The sequence below is a fragment of the Butyricicoccus faecihominis genome (assembly GCF_014648015.1).
Classification (GTDB): Bacteria; Bacillota; Clostridia; order Oscillospirales; family Butyricicoccaceae; genus Agathobaculum; species Agathobaculum butyriciproducens.
This window is the reverse complement of the sequence record NZ_BMQH01000012.1, coordinates 42,472-67,344: the sequence shown is the minus strand read 5'-3', so window position 1 is coordinate 67,344 and position 24,873 is coordinate 42,472. Positions and strand designations below refer to the sequence as shown.

Sequence of the window (24,873 nt, the reverse complement as noted above, 5' to 3'; positions counted from 1 at the left end):
AAAATCTCCTCGGGGGTTTTCTTATCCCCTCACCCACCAGCGGTCTGCCGCCGCTCTGCGCCGTGCCGCAGGCCGCCCTTATTTCCCTATCGCGCCCCAACCGCAAGCCGCTGTGCGCCGTTTTGACGCCCTTGCGCCCTATCCCTCATCCGCCTGTAAAAGCGCACAAAAAAGCCGCCCGGAAAACCGGGCGGCTTGCATTTTGGAGAAATTACTTGAGCTGTACGCGCTCACGAATCGAATCGGTTACGGAAAGCTGTACGCTCTGTGCGGAGTAGCCGGTGCACGCCACCTGCGCCACATAGCTGCCGCGCTTGAGGCTGAACGACGCCGTGCCGTCCGTGCCGGTGGTGATGCTCTTGCCGCCAACCGTGACAACCGCACCGGACAGCGGTGCGCCGTACGCGTTGGTGACAACCAGCTGTACATTCTCGAGAATCTCGCCGGTCAGCTTGACCGTGCGGCCTGCAGAGATTTTGACCGTCTGCGTAACCGCCGCGGTAAAGCGCGAATGCGTTGCCGTTACAACGTACGAGCCGCGCTTGACATAAACGGTTGCCGTGCCGTCCGAGCCGGTGGTCAGCGTCTGCGCTGCCGTGCCGCTCTCCGCGTCCGAAGGCGTGAAGGTGACGGACGCACCCGAAATCGGCAGACCGAGATCATCTACCACGGAAGCCGTCAGCGCGTAAGTGGTAACGTAGTTGACACGCAGCGTCGGGCTTTGACCCTTGCTCATCACAAAAACGAAATCCGCATAGGATGCACCGCTCTTGCCGAATTCCGCAACCGCAGACTTGTTGATCGTGACCTTGCTGCCCTCGATCTTGTACTGCCAGTTCTCCTCGAGCGTCTTGCCGTTCGAGCGGATATTCTTGAGCTTTGCACCATCTACCATGTTCAGCGTTACCACCAGATCGGCGTAGCCGCCGGACGAGGTGTTCGCGTCAAAATCGACCGTGGACGGCTGTACTTCGTTCACCGGCGCGGTATCTACCACGCTCAGCGAGCAGGTAAAGGACGAACCCTGATTGGGTACGAATGTAACCGTATAAGTGCCCTTGCTCTTCTTGGCAAGCGTCTCCTTGAGCAGACGAATCGTGCCATTCGTTGCATTATAGGTGTAATCCGTGCCGCGCTCGAGCACCGTACTGCCGATTTTGATGGAATCCAAACGCGTGCCCGCCGGAAGAACGACGTTTACCGTCTGATCGGCATAGTTTGCGGACTGCTCGTACTTATCAAAGGTAATCTGGCTCGGGCTGACTGCGCTCTGCGCCGAGTTGCTGACCGCCAGACCGATGGCTGCCTTGGAGCCGTCCTCAAAGGTCAGCTCTGCGGTGTAGGTGCCCGCCTTGAGCGTGGACAGATAGGTTTTGTACACGCGAATGCCGTTCTTGTCGCTCAGCAGGTTGTAATCCGTGCCCTGCTTGAGAGTGGTGCCGTTGACCGAAACACGGGTCAGATCGTTCTTGTCCGCGTTGAAAGTGAACTCGTAGGAGAACGCGATCGCGTCCTTGTTGTTCACGTCAATAGACAGCGTGGACGGAGAAACCGAAACGCTGGTGGACGCCGCAACGTCCTTGCCGGCAATCTTCGCGGTAACGCCGCTCGCCAGCTCAACGCTGGTCGGCTGCATGGTCAGCTCACAGCCGTTGGCGTTGAGCACCGCCTTCTGGACCGAGCCGCCGCCGGTGACGGTGGTTCTGCCGTTTGCGGTAAGCGTGCTGATGGAGGTGCTGCCGGTCGTCAGGATGGTGCCTGTCTGCTCATTGGCAACGTCCCAGACAGCTGCATCCAGCGTCAGGCTGACGCTGCTGCCGTTCATTTTAAGATCGGAGAAGCCGCCTGCAGTCGCTGCCAGATTGCTCTCGGTCAGCGTTGCAGAGGTTTTTACCTCGGTGGTGCCGATGTTGGTATTGCCGGTCGCAATGACCTGCGGGGTCAGTCCGGTCGGATTGGAGACGACCATCTCAAGTGCGGAAACACCGTCCAGCGTTACATTGCCGCCACTGACGATGATATCGCCCGCAACGGTGACATCCTCAAGCGTTACATTGCCCGCCAGAACGCCCTCGGTGATGTACAGATTGCCCTTGATATCCGCATCGGCCAGCGTGCACGGCACGGAAATCGTAACGTTTTTGGTATCGCTCTTGAGCGTAGCCTGCGAGTACACGTTGCCGTTCTTATTCAGCGGGGTGCCCATATAGCCGTACAGCATTTTGGCGATTTCGCCTCGGCTGAGCGTGCCCTGCGGCTTAAAGGTACCGTTCGTGTAGCCGTTGATATAACCCTGCTTGACCGCTTCCGCAACGTAGGATTTGCTGTAATCGCTCAGCTTGGCCCGATCAGAGAACATATCCAGCGCAGACAGGTTAGCCGTCGGCGTGTACTTGTGCAGTCGGCCGAGGATGGTTGCCGCCTGCTCACGGGTCAGCGTGCCCTCCGGCGCCATACGGTTGTTGCCGACACCGTTGATATAGCCCTGCTTGACCGCAATCTGCACGGTTTCGTAGAAAATATCGCTCGAATTGACATCCGAGAAGCTGATATCCGCCTTTTCGGTAAAACCGAACGCGCGGTTGATGTATCGCATGAACTCCCAGCGCGTTACCTTGTCATCCGGGCCGTAGTTGCCCGTGCTGGCAGACGGATTGATAATGCCGTTTTCATGCAGCTCGGTAATGTAGGACTTTGCCCAGTGGCCATCAATATCCGAAGCCGCAAAGGCAGCCGGCACGGTACTGACCAGCAGCGCCGCTGTCAGTACGGCGGAAAGGACTTTTTTCAAAGCTATCACCTCTTATTATAATTTACCTTTATTCTACCATTCTTTTGTTTATTTGTGTACTGTTATTTTTATCTCGAGACAGGGCTTTTGACTAAATAGACGGCCTGCTGCCGGTTTTGGTCCCGCATTTTCGCAGAATTTTCCGGTATCCTCACAGAACATACAATTTCTGCTCTGTCATTTTGTATATCATCACTCTGCTTCATGGAATCTTTTCACAAATTCGCGCAAAACCCCTTGCATTGACAGCCGGATATTGTATAATTTAGATAGTGGCAATCCGTCGGCTGAAAGCGGCGATGCGCCAACTAACACGATGAGGTGATACCAATGGATTATATGTCGGAATACAAGCGTTGGCTGGACTGCTCTGCCCTCTCTGCGGACGAGCATGCCGAGCTGGCTGCTGTTGCAGATAATCAGGAAGAGATCGAAAGCCGTTTCTTTGCGCCGCTGTCGTTCGGCACGGCCGGTCTGCGCGGTGTACTGGGCGTCGGCCTCAACCGCATGAACCGCTTTACCGTCGGTCAGGCTGCACAGGGTCTGGCAAACCTGATCGTATCGAATGGTCAGGCCGCAATGGACCGCGGTGTTGCCATTGCATACGACTCCCGCCATTTCTCGGCCGAGTTCGCTAAGCAGTCTGCGTGCATCATGGCCGCAAACGGCATCCAGTCACTGCTGTTCGATGAGCTGCGTCCGACCCCGGAGTTGTCCTTCGCTGTCCGTCACTACGGCTGCATCGCAGGCATCAACATCACGGCTTCCCACAACCCGAAGGAGTACAACGGCTACAAGGTTTACTGGGAGGACGGCGCACAGCTTCCTCCGGCCGAGGCAGATGTGGTTGCCAACGAAATGGCAAAGACCGATATCTTCACCGGTGTAAAAACTGCAGACTACGATGAGTCTGTCAAAAACGGTCTGATCCGTATTCTGTCTAAGGAGACCGACGAGGCTTATCTCGGCGAGGTTATTAAGGTTGCGGTAAATCCGGACTGCGTAAAGCAGGTTGCCGATGAGTTCAAGCTGGTGTACACGCCGTTCCACGGTGCCGGCTACCGTCTGGTTCCCGAGATCCTGCGCCGTCTGGGCTACAAGCACATTATCTGTGAGCCGGAGCAGATGAAGATCGACGGCGACTTCCCGACCGTTAAGAACCCGAATCCGGAGTACAAGGAAGGCTTTACGCTCGCCATCGAGCTGGCAAAGCAGAACGATGTTGATCTGATCATCGGCACCGACCCGGACTCCGACCGCACCGGCATCGTCCTCAAGGACAAGTCCGGCGAGTATGTCACCCTGTCCGGCAATCAGGTCGGTGTGCTGCTCACCGATTACATCATCACCGCAAAGAAGCTGACGAACACCATGCCTGCCCATCCGGCGGTGCTCAAATCCATTGTTACCACCGAGATGGCACGCGCGGCGGCTGAAAAGAACGGCGTTGCGTGCTTTGACACCTTCACCGGCTTCAAGTTCCTTGCCGAGAAGATCAAGCAGTTCGAGCAGGACGGCTCGCACGAGTACATTTTCGCGTTTGAGGAATCCTACGGCTACCTGTGCGGCGATTATGCCCGCGACAAGGATGCCGTTACCGCTTCCATGCTGATCGCTGAGATGGCGGCTTACTACCGTACCCAGGGCAAGACCCTGTACGACGCAATGGAAGAGATGTACGAAAAGTACGGCTACTACTGCGAACAGACCGTTTCGATCGTTATGCCGGGTGTTTCCGGCCTGCAGCGCATGAAGGAACTCATGCAGGAGCTGCGCGACAAGCCGCTGACCCAGATCGGCACCCACAAGGTCGATTACACCCGCGATTACATGCCGGGCACCCGCACCTGCATGGCAGACGGCAAGTCCGAGCCGATGGAGCTTAAGGGTCAGAACGTGATGTACTACGAGCTCGAGGGCGGCACGACCTTTATCATCCGTCCGTCCGGCACCGAGCCGAAGGTCAAGGTTTACATCATGGCCAAGGGCGAGAACAAGGCCGAGGCCGCAGAAAAGGTCGAGGCTCTGACCGCTGCAGCGAAGGAAATCGTAAAGTAAGCCATCTGCAGTAAAAATCCAGCAACGCTGAATGCAGCCGAATTCCGGTTCGGCTGCATTTTTCCGGAATCACCTTGATTGCCAAAATTATTATACCTTAATTATTTTAGGGGAACAAAAATATGATCAAACGCATTATTTCCTGTATTGTAAGCACGGTCATCGTGCTTGGTGCCACCATCGCGTATGACCGCACGCCTGCATGCCGTATTGCCGTGATGGAGCAGGTACCGACACAGCTGGCTTCCGTTCTGCCGCGTGCTGCCTCCTATGAACTGGAGCTGCGCACGGAGGAAGGCAACCGCAGCTACACGGTCAACTGCCATGACAAGGACGGCAGCACCTTCCGCTCCTACACCATGCAGACCGTGGAAGGCGAGGAAGAACCGCTTAATTTCACCTACACGGACTACACCTACGACGAAAACGGCAACTGCACGGATGCCATCACCACCGACAAGACCAACAACTCCACCTCGGAGTATCGCCGCAGCTATGACGACAAAAACCGCGTTCTGCGCACGGAAAACTACGAGGACGGCGAACTTTCGGTCTCCTCCGAGACGGTTTACACCGAGGTTGACAACGGTCAGTCCTCTGCAGTCAACACGGTTTACGACGCAGACGGCAACGAGCTGATGGTCGTCCGCATGGGCATGAACACCAACGGCGACGTGCTGTCCTCCCGCACCTACGAGGGCGAGGACAATATCACCTCCTCCACCGACAACCGCTACGACAGTCAGGGGCGGCTCATCCAGTCGGTCACCGTAGACGAGAGCGGCATCGTGTTCGAGGTGCTCACCGTGTACTCGGTGGACGGCAAAACGCAGACCACCCGCTCGACCATCGAAGGCGGCACCCTCTCAACCGATACCCGTACCTTTGATGATAACGGCAATCTGGTCTCCATGCACCAGACCGACAGCGACGGCTACGCAAGCGATACCACTTATACACAGTTTAAGTAACCTGTCGCAGAACTTTAATCCGCAGTGAAAACCACCCGTTCGGGTGGTTTTTCCTTTTTTCGGACATACATTATCAGCTATACACCGACCATTTCTCCCTATTTGTCGGTTTTCCGCTAAACTCCTGCAAAATTCCTGTCTGGATATTGCTTTTTCCCGGTCAAACGGCTATAATCGCTATATGTGTATCAAGACTGTGTCAACAGGGCACAGCTATAGAGAAATAGATCGGAGGTGCGCTATGCGCATCATTATTGTAGGCTGCGGCAAAGTCGGCTCGGAGCTGGCGGGACAGCTCAGCGCGGCCGGACACGACCTGACACTGGTTGACCTGTCCGAACGCCGTCTGGAGGAACTGTCCAACACACACGACCTTGCTACAGTAAAGGGCAGCGGCACCAGCTATCACGTTCTGCGTGAAGCCGGCGTGCAGGATACCGACCTGCTAATCGCCGTTACCACCCATGACGAAATCAATCTGCTTTCCTGCCTGATCGCTCGTAAAGCATCCGGCTGCCACGCCATTGCGCGTGTGCGCGATCCGGAATATGTATCCGACCTCGGCTTTATCCGCGATGAGCTGGGTATTTCGATGGTCATCAACCCCGAGCTGTCCACCGCGCGTGTTGTTTCGCGTCTGATCCGCTTCCCGTCGGCCATCCGCGTCAGCACGTTTGCCCGCGGACGCATCGAGCTGCTCGACCTCAAAATCCCGCACGAGTCCCGCCTGGACGGTATGGCGGTCTGCGAGGTCAATCCGCTGCTCCGCACGGACGTGCTGCTGTGCATGGTCCGCCGCGACGGTCAGACCTATATCCCGAAGGGCGACTTCATCCTGCACGAGAACGATAACATCACCGTCATCATTCCGCCGCACGAGCAGAACGAATTTTTCGAGAAGGTCGGTCTGCCGGTCAAGCGCATTTCCTCTGCGATGCTGGTCGGCGGCGGCAAAATCTCGTACTTTCTTGCGAAAATCCTGCTGGATTCCGGCATTGCAGTCAAGATCATCGAAAACAAACTGGAACGCTGCGAAGCACTGTCCGAAATGCTCCCGCACGCGACCATCATCTACGGCGACGGCACCGACCGCGACCTGCTCGACGAGGAGGGTCTGGCAACCTGCGAGGCGTTTGCGGCGCTCACCGGCATGGACGAGGAGAACATTCTGCTCGCGCTGCACGCCGGCCGTCATTCCCGTGCCAAGCTGTTCACCAAGGTCAACCGTGTGAACTTTGAGGAAGTCATCGCCAGCATGCCGATTGGCAAGGTGATTCGCCCCAAGCAGACCACCGCCGAGCTGATCAGCCAGTACACCCGCGCCATGCAGAACTCGATGGGCTCCAACGTGGAGACCCTGCATCAGCTGGACGGCGCAGAAGCGCTTGAATTTCGTGTTGCGGCGCACCACCTCACCGGCGTTCCCCTGCAGGATATGCCGATTCGTCCGGATGTTCTGCTGTGCTGCATCAACCGCAAGGGCAAGCGTATCATTCCGCGCGGCCACGATGTGCTGCATGAAGGCGATACGGTTATCGTCGTTTCCACCTTCGAGGGCATGAACGACCTTCAGGATATCTTCCTGCCGACAACCAGAGGGCGCGAAAGATGAATTTCGCAATCGTCCGCTATCTGATCGGCTGGCTGATGGGCATTGAGTCCCTGTTCCTGCTGCTGCCCGCGTTTACCGCGGTCATTTACCGTGAACCCGAGCTGCCCGCCTATATCGCCACTGCACTGATTTGTATGGTCGGTGCAGGCATTCTGTGTGAATATAAGCCGAAAAACACCAAGTTCTACGCACGCGAAGGCTTTGTGGCCGTCGCGCTGTGCTGGCTGGTGCTGGCCGTGACCGGCGCCCTGCCGTTCGTGCTCAGCCGCGAGATTCCGTTCGCAGTAGATGCGATTTTCGAGGCCGCATCCGGCTTCACCACCACCGGCGCTACCATTCTCGGCGATGTGGAGGCGCTTTCGCATGCCTCTATGCTATGGCGCTGCCTGATGCACTGGGTCGGCGGCATGGGCATTCTGGTGTTCATGCTGATCGTCCTGCCGCTGGCAGGCGGTCAGACCATTTATCTGATGCGTGCGGAAAGCCCGGGACCCTCGGTCTCCAAAATATCGCCGCACATGCGCGATACCGCGCTTATCCTGTACGCGATTTACTTTGGACTGACCGTTCTGCAGATCATTCTGCTGCTGCTCGGCGGCATGCCGATGTTCGATGCCATCTGCGTTTCACTCGGCACGGCAGGCACCGGCGGCTTCGGCAACTGGAATGATTCCATCGCGCACTACGACAGCGCCTACCTGCAGAATGTCATCTCGGTCTTTATGATCCTTTTCGGCATCAACTTCAACGCGTATTTTCTGCTTTTGACCCGTAAATTCAAGCAGTTGTTCAAAATCGAGGAGATTCGCGTGTATCTCGGCGTGATTGCCGTATTTACCACACTGATTGCCTTCAATGTGCGCGGCTGCTTCAGTTCGCTGCGCGAGAGCTTCCACCATTCCCTGTTTCAGGTTGCGTCTATCATCACGACCACCGGTTTTTCAACCGTGGACTTTAACCAGTGGCCCGCATTCAGCAAGCTGCTGATCGTGCTGCTGATGTTCATCGGCGCGTGTGCCGGTTCTACCGGCGGCGGCATGAAATGCTCGCGCATCCTGCTGCTGTTCAAGGGCGTAAAGAAGGAAATGATGTCGCTGATTCATCCGCGTCTGGTGCGCGTGCATAAAATGGACGGACAGCGCGTCCAGCATGAGGTCATGCGCTCGGTCAACGCCTTTCTTGTGGCATATCTGATCGTTATTGTCACTTCCATCCTCATTGTCAGCCTGCACTGTGAGGATATGGTAACCAGCTTTACCTCGGTTGTTACCTGCATCAATAACGTCGGTCCGGGACTCAATCAGGTCGGTCCGGCAGCCAACTTCAGTGCGCTGCACCCGCTGAGTAAAATCGTGCTGACTTTCGATATGCTCGCCGGTCGTCTGGAGCTGTTCCCCATGCTTCTGCTGTTTGCACCCGAAACGTGGAGAAGAAACCGATAAAAAAGCTGCCGCTGAACGTATACCGTTTAGCGGCTTTTGCGTGCATATCGACCGACCGCAAATCGTTCCGGTGCTCCACCGACACACCTGAATCATCGCGGCAGAATATGTCGAGATGGGGTTTTCCGGTTGCTCAGGGGTATCTATCTCTTTGGGTAACATAATGGTGCTTTTTCTGTCTGACAACAGCCTGCCACGGAATTTATCTCTTGAAAAATACGTCTTATTCGCAACCCTTCACAGCTTCAATCTATAGACAGTTGCTTTTTCAGTGCCTTCACATAGGAGGTCGCATAGCGGCTAAATACCACGTTTTTCTTGCGGATGAGACCGATGCGCATGCTGCCTTCCATCTTGAGCGGCCGCGCGATAATGCTCGGACTGTTCAGCTTGCGGTCGATAATGCCCGAGCTGACCGTAAAGCCGTTCAGTCCGATCACCAGACTGAACAGTGTTGCGCGGTCGCGGACCTGAATGGTTTTCGGCATATCGAGCATGCTGAGCAGTTCCTCGGAAAAATAAAAGGAATTGCGGTCTCCCTGCTCAAAAATCAGATACGGATAAGGTTTCAGTTCATCGAGCGTGATACACTTCCGGTCTGTGTTTCCCGCAGGATAAAACCGTACCGGTCCGCGTCGCACTCCTTGACAACCTCGACGAATGCGTTTACCGCGAACGAATAGTACTGACATGACACGCAGAACTTTGGCACGCGCTTATTGCCCACGCCGAAGTGCTTCTGCATGATGTCTGCCTGCTCGAGCAGCATACGCGCAAACGAAAGCAGTGCCGCACTCATCCGTGCTCTGCCCGCACGGTTCCGCGCACTGACGGAAAAGTACGGCTGCGCCTTCTTGGACAGCTCGGCTGTCACGGCGGCAAAGTGCTCGGACCAGATTCATCTGACCGCAGAGGAGCACGCCGTGCTCGGCAGGCTCATTGCGGACAGGCTGCGCGAGCTGCTTTAACCCCCCTGTCCAAAATCATTCGTCATCTTTTCCCCTTCCTTGATACTGCAAACGCGGTAAAATACAGGCGCAACCCGTTTCAGCGGAATGCAAGGGTGCCAGGCTATGGCAGCCGCCGCAGCGCACAAGCGGAAAAGCAGCGCAGGCGCCTTTCACCCCGGTTTTGTCACCTGACAAAACCGGGGTGTTTTTTTACCGCATTTTATCCACAGCCTGTTGATAACTTCTGTGGATTGTGTGTCATTTTTTGCAGAATTTACGCGTAGTTCACTCTATTTTTCCTATCGGTGTATTTCGTGTCGAAAATCGGACATTTCGTGTGCCCGACCGCACAGCAGGCTGCAAAGCTGCTATGATAAACGCAGGCAATTTTCAGTCTCTTTTCTGCAGGCGCGGCTCGTTCCACCGCACCGCAGAATTGGAAAAGGAGGAATATACCATGAAATTCAAACGCGGCATAAGCCTTGCTCTGGCACTGGCTCTTATCGCCGGCATAGGCGGCCCGCTTGATATCCGCGCAGCGGCGGCGGATACCGGCAGCTCGGACGCGCTTGCGGCGCTCGGTATTGATTCGAGCAAAGCGCCCGACGGCTTTAATGCCAACGACCCCAGCAACCCATACGGGCGCAATACCATCAAGGTTACGCCGGTGTACGAGCTGTATACCGTTGGTCTGACAAGTGATGTTCTGCCGTCGGATACCATCAGTATGGGAACCAAGGCCGACGCAGAAAGCTGTGCAAAGAGCACTTCCGCATCCAACGATAAGGATAACAAGCTGCAGAGCACGCTGTACGGCAATGATGATAACACATCTACCAAGGCTCAGCAGTTTTTGACGGCTAAAACCAATTCCAAGGAAATCTCCAAGGGTAAAACCACCTCTACCGGCACATACGCACAGTTCCCGGTGGGCAGCAAGGACAATGGCGGCTATGCCACCAAGGGCTATCTGACCGGCATGACCAATGCTACTACCGATTTGCAGGATGGTACCGATTACGCCATGGCAGACGTGGCCGCAGGCCATTTCACCTCGAGCAGTGACGCCAAGTCCTCGCAGACGGTCATGGTTTACGCCGGTGACCTGAGCGCAAAAGGCGGTCTGTACCTGCGATTCGGCGATGCTGAATCCGGCAAGTACGGCAAGCCGATCACGCTGCTGGACACCAGCAAGGAAATCGGCAACCCGAATCTGACCGACACCAGCGATGAAGGCAGCACGACCGCCAAAAAGGTCGAAAACTTCGCAGAAAACCCGTATCAGCTGAAAAACTACCTGCAGGTAGCTACCGGCGACTGGGACAACGACGGTAAGGACGAGGTTGCGGTCTATGTGCCGGAGGTCGGCAATTCCCGCATTGAGATTTACGACCTGCAGACTGAAGATTACTCCCATCCCTCTAACTGGAGACAGGCGTGGACGTACTTCTTCCGTGAGGGCAGTGTCGTTTCCAACATGATCTCTCTCGTCAGCGGTGACGTCAACCAGGACGGCGTAGACGATCTCGCCTGCACCTGGGGTTACTACTACGGTCCGCAGCAGAACGCAGGCTCGCGTGCCGTTGTAATGTTCGGCTCCACGAGCGCGCACATGCTGCAGAGCTCGCAGGAATTCCCGCTGACCTACGAGGGCAGCAATCTGGTCCGCGCATCCTTCGCCTTCGGCGATATGACCGGCGGCGGCAAAACGCTGATTCTGGCGGCTCAGTCGGATGCTGACCTCAAGGCAAATAAGCAGAACACGCGCTATGTAGGTTTGTACGCATGGAACGGCGTCACCTTCAAGCCGTCTGTTTCGCAGAATTTCGATCTGTTCTCTAAGAACGATAAAGGCGAGTACATCTACGGTGCAATGGCAAAGCACAACGATACCTTCCGTTCTCTGCCGCTGTGTCCGGCCAATACGGCGATTATCTCCCGTCCGACCGCAGGTGAAAAAGCCGATGACGGCAAAACCAGTGATCTGCTGTACTTTGATAGCCTTGTTGTCTCCTGCGATGAGAACGGTCTGAATATCAAGCAGGCACTCGACAACACGCCTGCTATGCCGGATGAGGACTACGTTGAGTACGATGCATCCGCAGGCTCTGTGACCACCGCGGTGGATAAAGACAACAACACCGCAGGTTCGGGTACGCTGTTCACCCTGACGCAGACCATGTCCAAGGATGAGAACAAGCAGTCTGAATCCTACACCGTCAAGGGTCAGGTCCCGAAGTACGAGCGCCGTGCCTACTACAAGAGCTGGTGGCACAAGCTGTTCCGCAGAAAGTCCTACTACCAGGCTTTTGTCGGCTACGAAACCGTAGATCAGGCGGTTCAGACACCGTACACCACCCGCACGCCGGGTACAACCAGACTTTCGACCGTCAACCTGTTTGACGGCTCTCAGCCGGTAAAAACCGATGTCAACAGCTCGTACACGCTCTGTCTCGCCAACACGGACGACGATACCAGCTACATGACCTACACCGGCAAGCACTATTACACCTACTCCGATCCGCAGGTTCTGGCGGTACTGGCTTCGCCTCCGTACTTCTCCGATCTGCTCGACCGCGATGACCTGTCCGGCAACTATGCCGAGTCCTCCACCACCTACTCGAGCATGAAAGGCACCGAGAACGGCACCAGCTCCTCCTCTACCATCTCGGTCGGCGCATATGTCTCCTTTGAGCAGGAATTCTCGGTATTCGGCGTTAAGATCGGCAGCGTTGAGGCAGAAGCCGCCTTTACCTCCGGTTTCACCTACGAGACCGAGCACACCTCCTCGCTCGAGCAGTCCATCACCTACGAGACAACCTCCGGCGAGGACAGAGTGGCGTTCTATTCCATCCCGATGGAGATTTACGAGTACACCTCCTACATCCCGGATGGAACAGGCAAATACACGAAAGTAACCTCCACCGTTTCCATCCCGCACGAAGCCTCGATCGGTCTGATCGACCTGTCCGACTACGAAAACATTGCCGAGGATTACAGCGTGCTGCCGTCCATTTCGGGCAGTGTGCTGACGCATACGATCGGTGATCCGTCCAGCTATCCGAGCACGCATAAGGCATACGCAAACGCTAAGGCTTATAACGGTGATCCGGCTAAGGTTGACTTCACCGCGGCAGGCGGCGGCTCCGGCATCACGCAGGAGATCAGCTTCTCCACCTCGGACAGCCCAAACTACACCAACACCACCTCGATCGAAACGAAAGCCGGTGCAGGCGCAGGCGGCGTAACCGCAGGCGTTGTGGCAGGTTCGGAACACTCTGCCGGCAAGGTATCGGTCAACACCGCAGGCGGCTCGTTCTCCGGTTCGCTGCAGAACATGCCGATCGAAGCAAAACCATACGGCTACGGCATGAACTGGAAAATTTTCTGCTACAACTACCGCAGCGGCAATCAGGCGTTCCCGGTTGTTACCTACGCGGTAACCGAGCCGCAGGCTCCGTCTCCGCTGCCGGAGGATTTTGAGCAGGATGTTGCGAAAACCACCGATGATTCCGTCACCCTGACGTGGACGTACGACAAGATCGTTTCCGGTTTCCAGCTGTACCGCTACTACAACTTCCCGGATGGCTCCGGCCGCAAGGAACTCGCATTTGTGCCGTTCACCGATGGTGAGCGTCACGATGACGGCACCTACACCTTCAGCTACACGGATAAGAACCTGTCTCCCTATACCGAGTATGAATATCAGATTCAGACCCGCAACAACAACAAGGCTGAGCAGCAGCGCAACAGCATTTACAGCGAACCGCTGACCTGCCGCACCAAGACCACAGCAGGCTATCCCGATATTTCGGTAACGATTGACGGCAAGGAGAATCAGACGGTTCTGCCGATCTATCCGGATTCTCTGGCAACCGCAACAGTTAAGTATAACGGAGACAATAAAAATCCGGACGGCGGCAAGTACAACAGCGTAAGCTATCAGTGGCAGAAGCTGAACAATGGTTCCTGGACCGAGATTGCCGGCAGCGTTTCCGATACGCTGAGCATCAGCAACGCCGGTTCTGCCGACAAGGGCACTTACCGCTGCCGATTGAATGTGCTCTACTACGATAACACCTCCAAGACCGAGTACAGCATTTCCGCTTACTCGCCTGAGATTACCACACAGTACAGCAAGCGCACACCCAAGTGTGAGCTGAATGTTACGGCAGAGAATGTACAAAAAGACAACACTGCTCAGTTTGACCGCACGCTGCACATCAATGCTAAAATGAGTTCCGCGTCTGCTACCTCCACCATCCCGACCGGCACGCTCAGCTTCCTGATTCGCGGCACGGACTTCTCTACCACGGTTGCCGCAGAGATTGGCGCCAATGGCGTGGCCACCAAGGACGTTGTCGTGCCCGCAGACGGTGCTTACACGGTTACCCCGTATTATCCGGGCAGCTATGTATTCAAGGATATGAGCAGTGCGGAAGGCCAGATGGTTCTCGTTGGCGAGAACGCGACCGGCTATCAGCTGACGCTCACCAACGGCAAGGATAACAACAGCGTCACCCGCTTCACCTACGGCGATACGGTAACGCCGTCGCTCTCCCGCATGAGTAAGGATACGCATGGTCTGCAGAAGGTCACTAACGCAACCTTCAAGTATGCGGTTTCCGGTTCCAAGGATTCGCAGCCGCTGACAGAGAACAATAAGCTGAATGTCGGCACTTACACGCTGTATGCTTATATAAACGGCGAAACCAATCCGGTTGCGGAAACCGAGTTTACCGTTGTTCAGCGTGCCGTTACGCTGCGCGTTGTCACCCCGAAGGACGGCGTTGCACAGGATAAGGTCAACCCGAAAGACAAGAATCAGCTTTCTCTCACGGCAGACACGAAAAACATGACTGCTGATGAGATTGCTGCTCTGCACCTTGACTATGCCGCAGTCAACACCGCAGGCAACACGGTGACGCTCGCGCCGAACATTGCGCCCAGCAACTACACGGTTTCCCCGTGCAAGACTACCGCTACCAACGAAACGCTGTACAACAATTACGAATTTACCTTTATCCCCGGTGTTTACACGGTAAACGGCCTGACTTACATCCTTACCCTCAAGGCTGAGGACTTCGGCGAAGGCGCAAACAAGCACTCTGTCGGTTCTGCGTCGATCATTACCGCAGGTCTGAATGCCGGCAAGGCGGATGACGGCAGTGCAATCTCCAGCTTTACCGCAAACACCGATGTTACCTTGACGGCTGTGCCGGATGCAGGTTATGCAGTCGATTACTGGACCTATGACGGCAAGGAAATCGAGAACAGTAAGGAGAAGAGCTCGGTTACCATCAAGACCCTTCCAAAACCGGCATCTGTTTTGGTTTACTTCAAGACCACCAATACCAAACTGAATGCTTCCGTTCAGAATAAGCAGGGCGGTACACTCAAATGCACGGATGAAAATGGCTCCGAAAGCCTCAAGAACTTCCCGGCTTACATTGCCAGCGGTGCAAAGTTCAACTTCACCGCAACGCCGAACACCGGCTGGCACTTCAAGCAGTGGATTCTCTCGAAACGCGGTGCAAACAGCTATCCGTCCGGCGAATCGGACCCGACGAACGGCTCCAACACGCTCTCTGTTGAGGTTGGCGTGCAGGATATTGATCTGGCTGCCGTATTCGAGCGCGACAGCTACACGCTGACGCTGGAAGGCGAACTGACCGCAAGCTATCAGACGGTTGATCCGGACGATACCTCCAAGACGCTCACCAAGTCTCTCAAGAGCGGCGAAAGCGTCACCGGCGATACGGAGATTACGGTAGCGCCCAAGGCAGGCTATGCTGCCGCCACGGGCGAGACCTATCAGGTGAACGGCAAGGCTGTTGAAGCAGGAAAGCTCAACGCTGACGGCAGCTATACCTTCCCCATCACCGAGAACACCAAGGTTTCGCTTAAGACCGACCGTGCCGCATTTGAGATTACCACACCGAAAATGGAGCATGGCACGATCATTGCAACCGTAGACGGCGAAGCTGTGGACGATCTGTCCAAGATTCCCGGCGGCAGCAAGGTTGAGCTGCAGGCACGCGCAGACCGCGGCTGGCATTTCAAGAATTGGGTTGTAAACGGTACTGCTCAGGATGAAGCTACGGCAAAGACCAACGGCACTTATACCATCAGCGAACTGGCTGGCGATCTGTCCATCAGCGCTGAATTTGCCCAGAGCGATTCCTACACCGCCAAGGCTACCGCTGCAGCCGGCAACGGCACCGTAAAATACATGCTGTATGATATCTACGGTGAGGAAGTTGAGACCAAGGCTATGCCTGCAGGAGGCGTAACCATCTATAAGGATGAGGAAATCACCTTCCATGCAGCGCCGAAGACTGGCTATCAGGTTGAACAGTGGGAAGTAAACGGCAAAAAGACTGCCGGAAACTCCAAAACCAATCCGGAAGGCAAAATCCGTGCGGACAAGAATATTACTGCAACCGTATACTTTAAGGTTACGGCAAGCTATCAGCTTACTTTCGGCACCGCTGATGCGAACGGCCATCTGACCGCCAAGATTGACGACACCGCGATCAACTCTCAGACCAAGCAGCCGAACGGCAGCGTAATCACCTTCACTGCAGCACCAAACACCCAAAAGATGGTCGAAAAGTGGACGGTTACCCAGGGTGACATTACCGCAGAAGAAAACGCTGCTGCGGTACAGGTTGATGGTGTAAATCTTGTCGATCCAATTTATATTCACACACTCGATGCCAACCAGACCATCCGCGTTCACTTCACCGACCTTGTACAGTACAATGCCAAGATTTCCGGCACGAACGGCACCGGCAAATTCACCTACACCACGCCGATTCAGTCGAACGACACCGGTGCAGTCAACAGCACATCCGCTCAGGTTCGCAAGAACGGCACGGTCAAGCTGACGCTCACACCGAGTGCAAACTGTGTCGGCACCGCCGAGGAAATCAAGTCCGAACTCCAGAAGGCGGCTCCGAATGCCGTTGTTTCCGTAACCGAAAAGGACGGCAGCTTCGAAGCCGTTATCCGCAACGTAACAGACGCTCTGGCGGTCAACACCGACACTCTGTTCCACAAAACTTACGCAATTACGGCCGGCAAGGCCGAAAACGGCAGCGTTTCCGCTTCTGCGGCACGCGCCAAGGCTGGCGACAAGGTAACGCTCACCGCTGCACCCGCAAGCGGCTATCAGCTGAAAACCCTGACGCTGACACCGGAGACCGCGCTCGACAAGACGGTTTCCGCGTCCACCCTGACCTACACCTTCACCATGCCGGCGAATGACGTTGCAGTTACCGCAGCCTTTGCCGTCAAGCCGAGCAGCGGCGGCAGCGCAGGCGGCGGTGGAGCAGGCGGCGGCGCTGTTGCACCGGCTCCGACCGACAGCGGCTCGTCCTCCATTACCGCGCCGGACGGCACCAAGATTCCCGCAACGGTTGTGGTAAAGAACGGCACCGCAGCGGTTTCTGCCGACAGCTCCAAGCTGACTGCGGTTTCCGGCAAGGATTCGCTGACGCTTGATCTGTCCGCAGACTCCACCGTACGCGCGGTATCGCTCACCGGCGATGTGGTAGCTGCTCTCGCCGGTGCAAAGAACGGCGCAGCGCTTACCCTGCCGAACGGCACGGTTGCACTCGACCGTGAGACGCTGACCGCACTCGGCAGCGCCGCACAGGCCGACGGTATGGCAAGTATTTCGATCGCTTCCGCTGACAAGTTCTCCCTGACGGACGCACAGCGCAAATACCTGCCGAAGAACGGCACCATCCTGAACATTTCTGCGCAGGTGCATCCGAAAAACGGCACTGCAACCCGCATTCATGCGCTGAACGGCACGGCTTCGGTTTCTGTAGCATACAGCCTCAAGAGCGGCGAGAACGCCGCGCATCTGGTTGCATACTATCTTGCTGAGGACGGCTCGTTCGAGAAGCTGCCTGTCATTTATGATGCAGCGACCGGAAAGGCTACCTTTAAGACCACCCACTTCTCCACCTTCGTTATCACCCACGAGTACAGCAGCGACTTCTCCGATGTCAACCTGCGCAAGTGGTTCTACAACGAGGTCAACACCGCACTCGAGAACGGCTGGTTCAAGGGCCTGACCGCGACTAAGTTCGGTCCGGATGACGGCATGACCCGCGCAATGCTGGTTCAGGTGCTCTACCGCATGAGCGGCAGCAAGGCCGCTTCCACAGCACAGTTCACCGATGTGGCCGACGGCAAGTGGTACGCAGAAGCCATCGCATGGGCCTCCGAAAATGGCATTGTCAATGGCTTCACCGACGGCAGATTCCAGCCGGATACGCTGATCACCCGTCAGCAGCTGGCGGCCATCCTGTACCGCTACGATACCTATCGCGGTCATACGCCGCAGGGCAGCGCAGCACTCGATGGCTACGCAGATGCGGCTTCTGTCGAGTCGTGGGCTGCTGAAGCAATGAGCTGGGCGAACGGCAACGGTCTGGTAACCGGCGTTACCCCGACTACGCTCGTGCCGAACGGCACCGCAACCCGTGCTCAGGTAGCGGTTATCCTCAGCCGCTACACCGACCAGTAATCCCATCCGATCCATACCTCCCAACGGATATGGTATGAACAACCGCCCTGCAAGGGCAGACAATACCGACAGCGCCTGAAAACGCACACAAGCGACACCACTCGAAATATGGTGTCGCTTGTTTTTTTGCTTCTCACACGGAATACGCTCACGCGAGAACGAATCGAACAGCCGCGGCAGAAATTCCATGCTCATATGTCAGCTTCTCCGGCGTGATATACTCTGCCAACCGAATCGCAAGTATTTTCAGGCTCGCGGCTCATTATATCGTACATCATGTTCTATATTTGCATAATACTGTGCAAATTCGACTCATTTTGATTTACAACGTCGTTGCAGGGTGATATACTGAAATTACCATATAAGATGCGCTGGATTATGCTTTGAGGAGAATGCTATAATGACCATGAATGACCCGCTGCTCCGCACGGACAGCTATGCAAAAATCTTCCTGTATAACACCCATGAAACCGTCGCCTGTGTGCCGCGCCACACCATCCGCATGCGCGATAAAGTGCGCCCGGACAAGCTGCGCGAAGCCGTCGAGCAGGCACTGCTGCGCTTTCCGCACATGATGCTGACCGCCGAGCCGACCGAGACCGCGTTCCGCTACCGCCGAAACGTGCAGCCTGCCGTAGTGTTGCCGTTCGACGGTGTATCCACCCGCTACACCATCGGCTCCAAGGATACGAACGGATACTTATTTCTCGTCGGCTACCATGACAAGACCATCTATATGGAGTATCAGCACTCTATCTCGGATGGACGCGGATTCGAGGAGTTTATCCGCTGTGTACTGTTCCAGTACCTGAAAAACTGCGGTTTCCCGGTTGAGAATGACGGCTCTGTGCGCGGCATGGATACCCGCTGGTCTCCCGAGGAGAGCGCAAACGGCTACGAGCAGCTGGCAGACCGTGAATTTTCGCCGGATGGCATCTGGAAAAAGCCGGAGGCTGTTCATGCCCCCGAGGTACAGTGGGGCGCTGACGGCTCCGAGGTCGTCACCGAGGTGACGTTCCCGTTTTCGCAGCTGCACGATTACGCAAAGTCCATCGGCGTCAGTCCGCTGTCTGTACTGGCTCCGCTGATGATGAAAGCGTTTGATGATAAGTTCGGCGGAACGGACAAGCCGGTTATCGCGGAGATTCCGGTCGATCTGCGTCCGCTGCTGCCGACGCTTACCACGCGGTATTTTATTTGCTTTATCGATCTGCCGTATTTTCCGGAGTACCGCGATCTGCCGAATGACGAGGTGTTCCGGCGCACGAAGGCATTTTTGAAGGATCAGATGCAGCGCGAACAGCTGCTCTATCGCGCGAAAGCCGCCGCAGACCGCTGTGAATCGCTGCATGAGGCAGACATGCCGCTCGCGGAGAAAATGCAGGCGGCACAGAAGGTCACGACTGATTTTGTGCTCGAGGACAGCTTTCTCATTACCAATGTCGGCCGGTTCGCCCTGCCGGAAAGCTGCCGTCCGTATGTACTCGATTACGGCGCAATCCTGCCGTGCGCCGTGCAGCCGTTTGCGCTGCTGATCTCGTCGTATGGAGATAAAATGAAACTGTCCGTTGCGCAGCGCGACCACGATATGCAGGTTGTCGAGGATTTGTGCGCCGGTCTGCGGCAGCTTGGCATCCAGCCTGAAACACTCAGCTATCCGTTTGTGGTGACACGGTATAACGGACTTGAGTGCGGGATGTAAGTTCAAAACTGTAATTCCAAAAGCAAAACGCTCAGCTATCGTTTGATAGCTGAGCGTTTTGCTTTATCCAAGCCGCGCGACTGTATACCCGACATACAGACCGGCACCGGTCACAAGTGCATTCTCGTCCACATCGAAGCCGCCGTTATGGTTGGTGATCATCGTGTGCGGCAAATCCGGATTGCCGGTGCCGAGATACGCATACGCGCCCGGCTTATACAGCTCAAACTCGGCGAAATTGTCGCCGCTGAGCGACAGCTCGCGGTCGGTTACAACGTGTCCCGCGCCGAGCAGCTCGTCCACGACCTCCGCCGCTTCTCTGCAAACCTGCGGGTCGTTGATGAGCGCAGCGGCAAAGTCCGTCCACTCGATTTCCGCCGTGCCGCCGTACAGCGCCGCAATGCTCTGCGCGGTCTCACTGACCTGTGCACGGACGCGGTCGCGGCTCTCCTGCGAAATGGTGCGCGTTGTGCCCTCCATTTCAGCAAATGCTGCCACGGCGTTGTAGGTCGTGCCTGCGTTCAGCTTGCCGATACCGATGATGACCGGCTCGGTCGGTGAAGTGCGGCGCGTAACCAGTCCCTGCACTGCCACAACAATCTGGCTGGCGATATACAGCGCATCCACGCCCAGATGCGGCGTGGAAACATGCGTGGACTTACCGTGCACGCGAATGCGGAAATGATCGACTGCGGCGTTGTTGATGCCCGGTTTGAGTCCTACCGTGCCTGCCTCCAAATCGTATGCCGTGTGCAGACCGAACACGCGCTCGGCACCCTCCAGCACACCGGCTGCGACAAACGGCTTTGCACCTTTTCCGATTTCCTCTCCCGGCTGAAACACAAGACGGACCTTTCCGCTGAACGCATCTCTGTTCTCCGACAGGATTTTCGCGGCACCCAGAAGGCAGGCAGCGTGCGCATCATGGCCGCAGGCGTGCATGACGCCTGCATTCTCCGAACGATAGGCGCACTCGTGCGTCTCCTCAATGGGCAGCGCGTCGATATCCGCACGCAGAACCAGCACTTTTCCGTTGTCCTTTGCGCCCTTCAGCGTGCCGAGCACGCCGGTTTCGCCTACGCGCGTGTGCGGAATGCCGAACTTGTCCAGTTCCTCCTCAATGCGCTGCGCGGTGCGGAACTCCTGCAGGCTCAGTTCGGGGTGCCGGTGAAATTCCCGACGGATGGATACGATGTAGTCCTTCGTTTCCGCTGCGGCTTTCTTTACATCCATGACGGCTTTTCCTCCTGTTTATCGGTGTTTCGGTTTGATTTTATCACGCAGACCTTCCAGACGGTTGAGTGCATCGAGCAGCGTCTCGTCCTTCTTGGCAAAATGCAGGCGAATCAGGTTGTTGACCGGCTCACGGAAGAAGCTCGATCCGGGAACCGCGCCTACGCCGACATAATGCGCCAGATCCTCACAGAACGAAAGATCGCTCTCGTAGCCGAACTCGGAAATGTCGAGCAGAACATAGTACGCGCCCTGCGGGTCGGTATGGGCGATTTTGAGATCGTCCAGACCTTTCAGAAACAGATCCTTTTTGTGCGTGTACTTGGCCTGCAGATCGTCGTAGTAGTCCTGACCGAACTTCAGACCGGTAACAACAGCCTCCTGCAGCGGTGCTGCTGCGCCGACGGTCAGGAAATCATGCACCTTTTTCGCACGGTCGATGATCTCCGGCGGGGCAATGATATAACCCAGTCGCCAGCCGGTAACCGAGTACGTCTTGGAAAGCGACGAGCACGACAGCGTGCGCTCCCACATGCCCGGCAGCGTGGCAAAATAAGTGTGCTTGTTGGGTGCGAATACGATATGCTCATACACCTCGTCGGTGATAACGTAGGTATCGTACTTCTCTGCGAGAGACGCGATAATCTCCAGTTCTGCACGGGTGAACACCTTGCCGCACGGATTGGACGGGTTGCACAGGATGATGGCCTTCGGGTGCTGACGGAACGCGTCCTCAAGCACGTTCGCATCAAAATGGAAATCCGGCGGCACAAGCGGCACGTAGATAGGCTCTGCACCGGACAGAATGGTGTCCGCGCCGTAGTTCTCGTAAAACGGGGAGAAAATGATGACTTTATCGCCCGGATTGGTGACTGTCATCATCGCAGCCATCATCGCCTCGGTGCTGCCGCAGGTCGTGACGATTTCGGTGTTCGGGTCGATCCTGCGACCCATGAAATAGGTCTGCTTGGCGGCCAGCGCCTCGCGGAAGTTCTGCGAACCCCAGGTAATGGAATACTGGTGGTAATCCTCGTAGGCCACCTGCGCCAGACGGTCGAGCAGCTCCTTCGGCGGCTCAAAGTCCGGGAAGCCCTGCGACAGATTTACCGCATCATACTGCATGGAAACGCGCGTCATACGGCGGATGACCGAGTCGGTAAAGCCGGCGGTGCGTTCGGATAAGCTCTGCATGGTTATTTTCCTCCCATAATGTAAGATTTCTGATCGTTAAGCGTGTGCTTCGGGTCGAGAGCGGTCTTGATGGTGTTCATCACGGCAAGATTCTCCTCCGCAGTTTCCCGCAGGAAGTACGACCGCTTGGAAATGCCGATGCCGTGCTCACCCGAGGCTACGCCGCCGTAGGAATACGCCTTGGCGTAAGCCTGCTCCATGTTGTCGTGCAGCTCGCGCTCCCAGGTCTGCTGGTCGCGGCCGTCGCGCACCACGCAGAGATGTACGTTGCCGTCGCCCGCATGACCGAACGCAATCATACGCATCCCCGAGGATGCTTCCAGCTCGTTGATATAGCGAACGAAATCCGCCGTGTGGCTGATGGGCACCACGATGTCCACCGGCTCCTGCTCGGACACGGCCTCGACCGCCATGACGAGCGCACCGCGCACCTTCCAGATGTCCGCCGCCTGCTCAGCACTGCGGAGCACGATATAGTCGATGGCGCCGTTGGCGAGCGCAAGGCGGCGCACGCGCTCGATGTTCGCGTTTACCTCGCTCTCGTGACCGTCAAACGTCAGCAGGATGTATGAACCGGCATCCGGGCGCGGATATTGCACGCCGGAAAAGCTCTCACCGAGGGCTACGACCTTGCGCTCCATGAACTCGACTGCGGTCGGGTTGGCGTTCGCCTGCAGGATGGTCAGCACGCTGCGGATACCCGTGCCGAGGTCGGCAAACGGCACGAGCACGCTCACCGAGGTCTCCGGCTTGGGAAGAAGGCGCAGCAGGCACTTGGTGATGACCGCCAGCGTACCCTCCGAGCCGATGAGCAGATGCTTGAGCGACAGTCCGCTCGCGTCCTTCACCTGCTTGCCGCCGACATGCAGCACCGTGCCGTCCGCAAGGACGACCTCCAGCCCGCGCACATAATCGCGCGTTACGCCGTACTTGACTGCGCGCATACCGCCCGCATTGGTGCTGATGTTGCCGCCGATGCTCGACGCCTTTTCACCCGGGTCCGGCGGATAAAACAGGCCGCGTTCCTCGACGTAAGCCTGCAGATCCTTGAGCAGCATACCCGGCTCGACGGTGACCGTCATCGTGTCGCGGTCCAGCTCGAGCACGCGGTTCATACGGGATACATCCAGAATGATACCACCGAACAGCGGAATTGTCGAGCCTACCAGATTGGTGCCCGCGCCGCGCGGCGTGACCGGGATGCCGTTTTCGTTGGCGTACCGGAGCACGCCGCTGACCTCCTCGGTCGAGAGCGCGAACACGAGTGCATCCGCTGTGCCGGTGCGGCGGCCGAGCGCGTCGCTCAGGTACTCCGCCGGAATATTTTCCTCGAAAAGCAGGCGTTCGCTGTCCGGAATGATCTCCTGCAGCGCCTGTTTGTTGATCTGCATTACTGTTTCCTCCCTGCCGAAAATACCGCCGGTTGTTTCCGGCGGCATTAGGAATAATTATGAATTACTTGTCTGCCAGCAGATCCTGATCCCAGCCTGCCTTGATAAAGTAGCCGCCGAACTGGTCATTGAATACTGCCTCGGTCTCATCGGACTGGAACGCTGCAACGACCTTCTTGTAGGTCTCCAGCTTGTCCGCATCCTCAAGGTCAGCGGAACGTGCTGCGATCAGGTTCCAGTACTCCTCGATGTCCAGCTGATCATCCTTGTAGATGGCATCCTCGGTCTTAAGGCCGAAATCCAGTGCGTAGTTGCCGTTTACGACAGCTGCGGTAACGTCAGCCAGCGTGGACGGGATAACGTTTGCCTTCAGCTCCTCGATGGTGATCTTGGTGTTGTAGGTCTCGATGTCGTCGATGGTCGGGTTGAACTCTGCGCTGTCCTTCAGCTTGATCAGACCGGCAGCCTCCAGCACCTTGAGCGCGCGGCCGCCGTTGGTTACATCGTCCGGAATGGCTACGGTGTCGCCGTCCTTGAGCTCATCAACCGACTTAACCTTGTCGGAGTACAGATTCAGCGGAATGATAAAGGTGTTGCCGATGTTCTCGATCTCATAGCCGTAGTTGTCAATCTCGCTCTGCAGGTAAATGCGGTGCTGGAATGCGTTCAGGTCAATCTCGCCGTTCGCAAGTGCGTTGTTCGGGGTAACGTAGTCCGAGAACTGTACGAACTCAAGGTCGATACCCTCGTCAGCCAGCTTTTCCTTGGCCGGGGTCCACAGATCCTCGTAGATGCTGCCGACTACGCCGAGCTTTACGGTTACGGCATCGCCGGAATTGCTGTCGGATGCCTGTGCATTATCGGAAGCTGCGCTGCTCGAGCCGCCGCAGGCGGTCAGGGACAGGGCGAGGGTTGCTGCGGACAGGGACAGTGCGATGATTCTTTTGAGCTTCATTGGGATTACCTCCGTTTATGATGTGAATTTTTTAA

14 protein-coding genes are annotated in these 24,873 nt (G+C 56.4%); 7 read left to right on the top strand and 7 right to left on the bottom strand.

Annotated features, from left to right (window positions below):
- Nucleotides 1–211: 211 nt before the first annotated feature.
- Nucleotides 212–2,791: a X2-like carbohydrate binding domain-containing protein gene (locus tag IEY11_RS11965; protein ID WP_188886650.1), complete on the bottom strand. Its 2,580-nt coding sequence runs from the start codon at nt 2,789–2,791 to the stop codon at nt 212–214.
- Between the two features lie 330 nt (nt 2,792–3,121).
- On the opposite strand from IEY11_RS11965, the gene IEY11_RS11960 reads away from it, so the two are divergent.
- The 4 genes from IEY11_RS11960 to IEY11_RS11945 all read left to right on the top strand — a co-directional run bounded on the left by IEY11_RS11960 (nt 3,122) and on the right by IEY11_RS11945 (nt 8,874).
- Nucleotides 3,122–4,849 (top strand): phospho-sugar mutase, encoded by a 1,728-nt coding sequence (locus IEY11_RS11960; RefSeq protein ID WP_188886649.1) that lies wholly within the window; start codon nt 3,122–3,124, stop codon nt 4,847–4,849.
- A 122-nt stretch (nt 4,850–4,971) separates the two neighbouring features.
- Nucleotides 4,972–5,820 carry a hypothetical protein gene (locus tag IEY11_RS11955; RefSeq protein WP_188886648.1) on the top strand — a complete coding sequence of 283 codons (849 nt, stop codon included), beginning with the start codon at nt 4,972–4,974 and terminating at the stop codon, nt 5,818–5,820.
- Between the two features lie 241 nt (nt 5,821–6,061).
- The gene (gene trkA / locus IEY11_RS11950) at nt 6,062–7,432 is read left to right on the top strand and encodes a Trk system potassium transporter TrkA (RefSeq protein WP_188886647.1); all 1,371 of its coding nucleotides are present in this window, start codon (nt 6,062–6,064) and stop codon (nt 7,430–7,432) included.
- Nucleotides 7,429–8,874: a TrkH family potassium uptake protein gene (locus tag IEY11_RS11945; protein WP_188886646.1), complete on the top strand. Its 1,446-nt coding sequence runs from the start codon at nt 7,429–7,431 to the stop codon at nt 8,872–8,874. Before trkA ends, IEY11_RS11945 begins: the two co-directional genes overlap by 4 nt.
- Before the next feature lie 245 nt (nt 8,875–9,119).
- Here the strand turns inward: IEY11_RS11945 and IEY11_RS11940 are convergent, their stop codons facing one another.
- Together IEY11_RS11940 and IEY11_RS11935 are read right to left on the bottom strand one after the other, a co-directional pair.
- A complete protein-coding gene (locus tag IEY11_RS11940; protein ID WP_194461875.1) occupies nt 9,120–9,371 on the bottom strand; it encodes a hypothetical protein in 252 nt (83 codons plus the stop codon).
- Nucleotides 9,372–9,442: 71 nt separating this feature from the next.
- Nucleotides 9,443–9,619 carry a hypothetical protein gene (locus tag IEY11_RS11935; protein WP_194461874.1) on the bottom strand — a complete coding sequence of 59 codons (177 nt, stop codon included), beginning with the start codon at nt 9,617–9,619 and terminating at the stop codon, nt 9,443–9,445.
- Here IEY11_RS11935 and IEY11_RS14615 point away from each other — a divergent pair.
- The 3 genes from IEY11_RS14615 (at nt 9,618) to IEY11_RS11925 (ending at nt 20,068) form a co-directional block, all read left to right on the top strand.
- On the top strand, nt 9,618–9,842 hold the full coding sequence (locus IEY11_RS14615; protein ID WP_194461873.1) for an SGNH/GDSL hydrolase family protein: 225 nt from the start codon (nt 9,618–9,620) through the stop codon (nt 9,840–9,842). The genes IEY11_RS11935 and IEY11_RS14615 overlap by 2 nt on opposite strands.
- A gap of 439 nt (nt 9,843–10,281) precedes the next feature.
- Nucleotides 10,282–18,366 carry an InlB B-repeat-containing protein gene (locus IEY11_RS11930; RefSeq protein ID WP_188886643.1) on the top strand — a complete coding sequence of 2,695 codons (8,085 nt, stop codon included), beginning with the start codon at nt 10,282–10,284 and terminating at the stop codon, nt 18,364–18,366.
- A gap of 400 nt (nt 18,367–18,766) precedes the next feature.
- Entirely contained in the window at nt 18,767–20,068 is a 1,302-nt protein-coding gene (locus IEY11_RS11925) for a hypothetical protein (protein WP_110435567.1), read from the top strand.
- Nucleotides 20,069–20,131: 63 nt separating this feature from the next.
- On the opposite strand, the gene IEY11_RS11920 is transcribed toward IEY11_RS11925, so the two are convergent.
- The 4 genes from IEY11_RS11920 to IEY11_RS11905 form a co-directional block, all read right to left on the bottom strand.
- A complete protein-coding gene (locus IEY11_RS11920; protein ID WP_188886642.1) occupies nt 20,132–21,301 on the bottom strand; it encodes a M20 metallopeptidase family protein in 1,170 nt (389 codons plus the stop codon).
- An 18-nt stretch (nt 21,302–21,319) separates the two neighbouring features.
- Entirely contained in the window at nt 21,320–22,492 is a 1,173-nt protein-coding gene (locus IEY11_RS11915) for a pyridoxal phosphate-dependent aminotransferase (protein WP_188886641.1), read from the bottom strand.
- A gap of 2 nt (nt 22,493–22,494) precedes the next feature.
- The gene (locus IEY11_RS11910; protein WP_243184005.1) at nt 22,495–23,883 is read right to left on the bottom strand and encodes an FAD-binding oxidoreductase; all 1,389 of its coding nucleotides are present in this window, start codon (nt 23,881–23,883) and stop codon (nt 22,495–22,497) included.
- Nucleotides 23,884–23,947: 64 nt separating this feature from the next.
- Complete coding sequence (locus IEY11_RS11905; protein ID WP_161274787.1) at nt 23,948–24,838, bottom strand: MetQ/NlpA family ABC transporter substrate-binding protein; 891 nt, start codon at nt 24,836–24,838, stop codon at nt 23,948–23,950.
- Between the last annotated feature and the right edge of the window lie 35 nt (nt 24,839–24,873).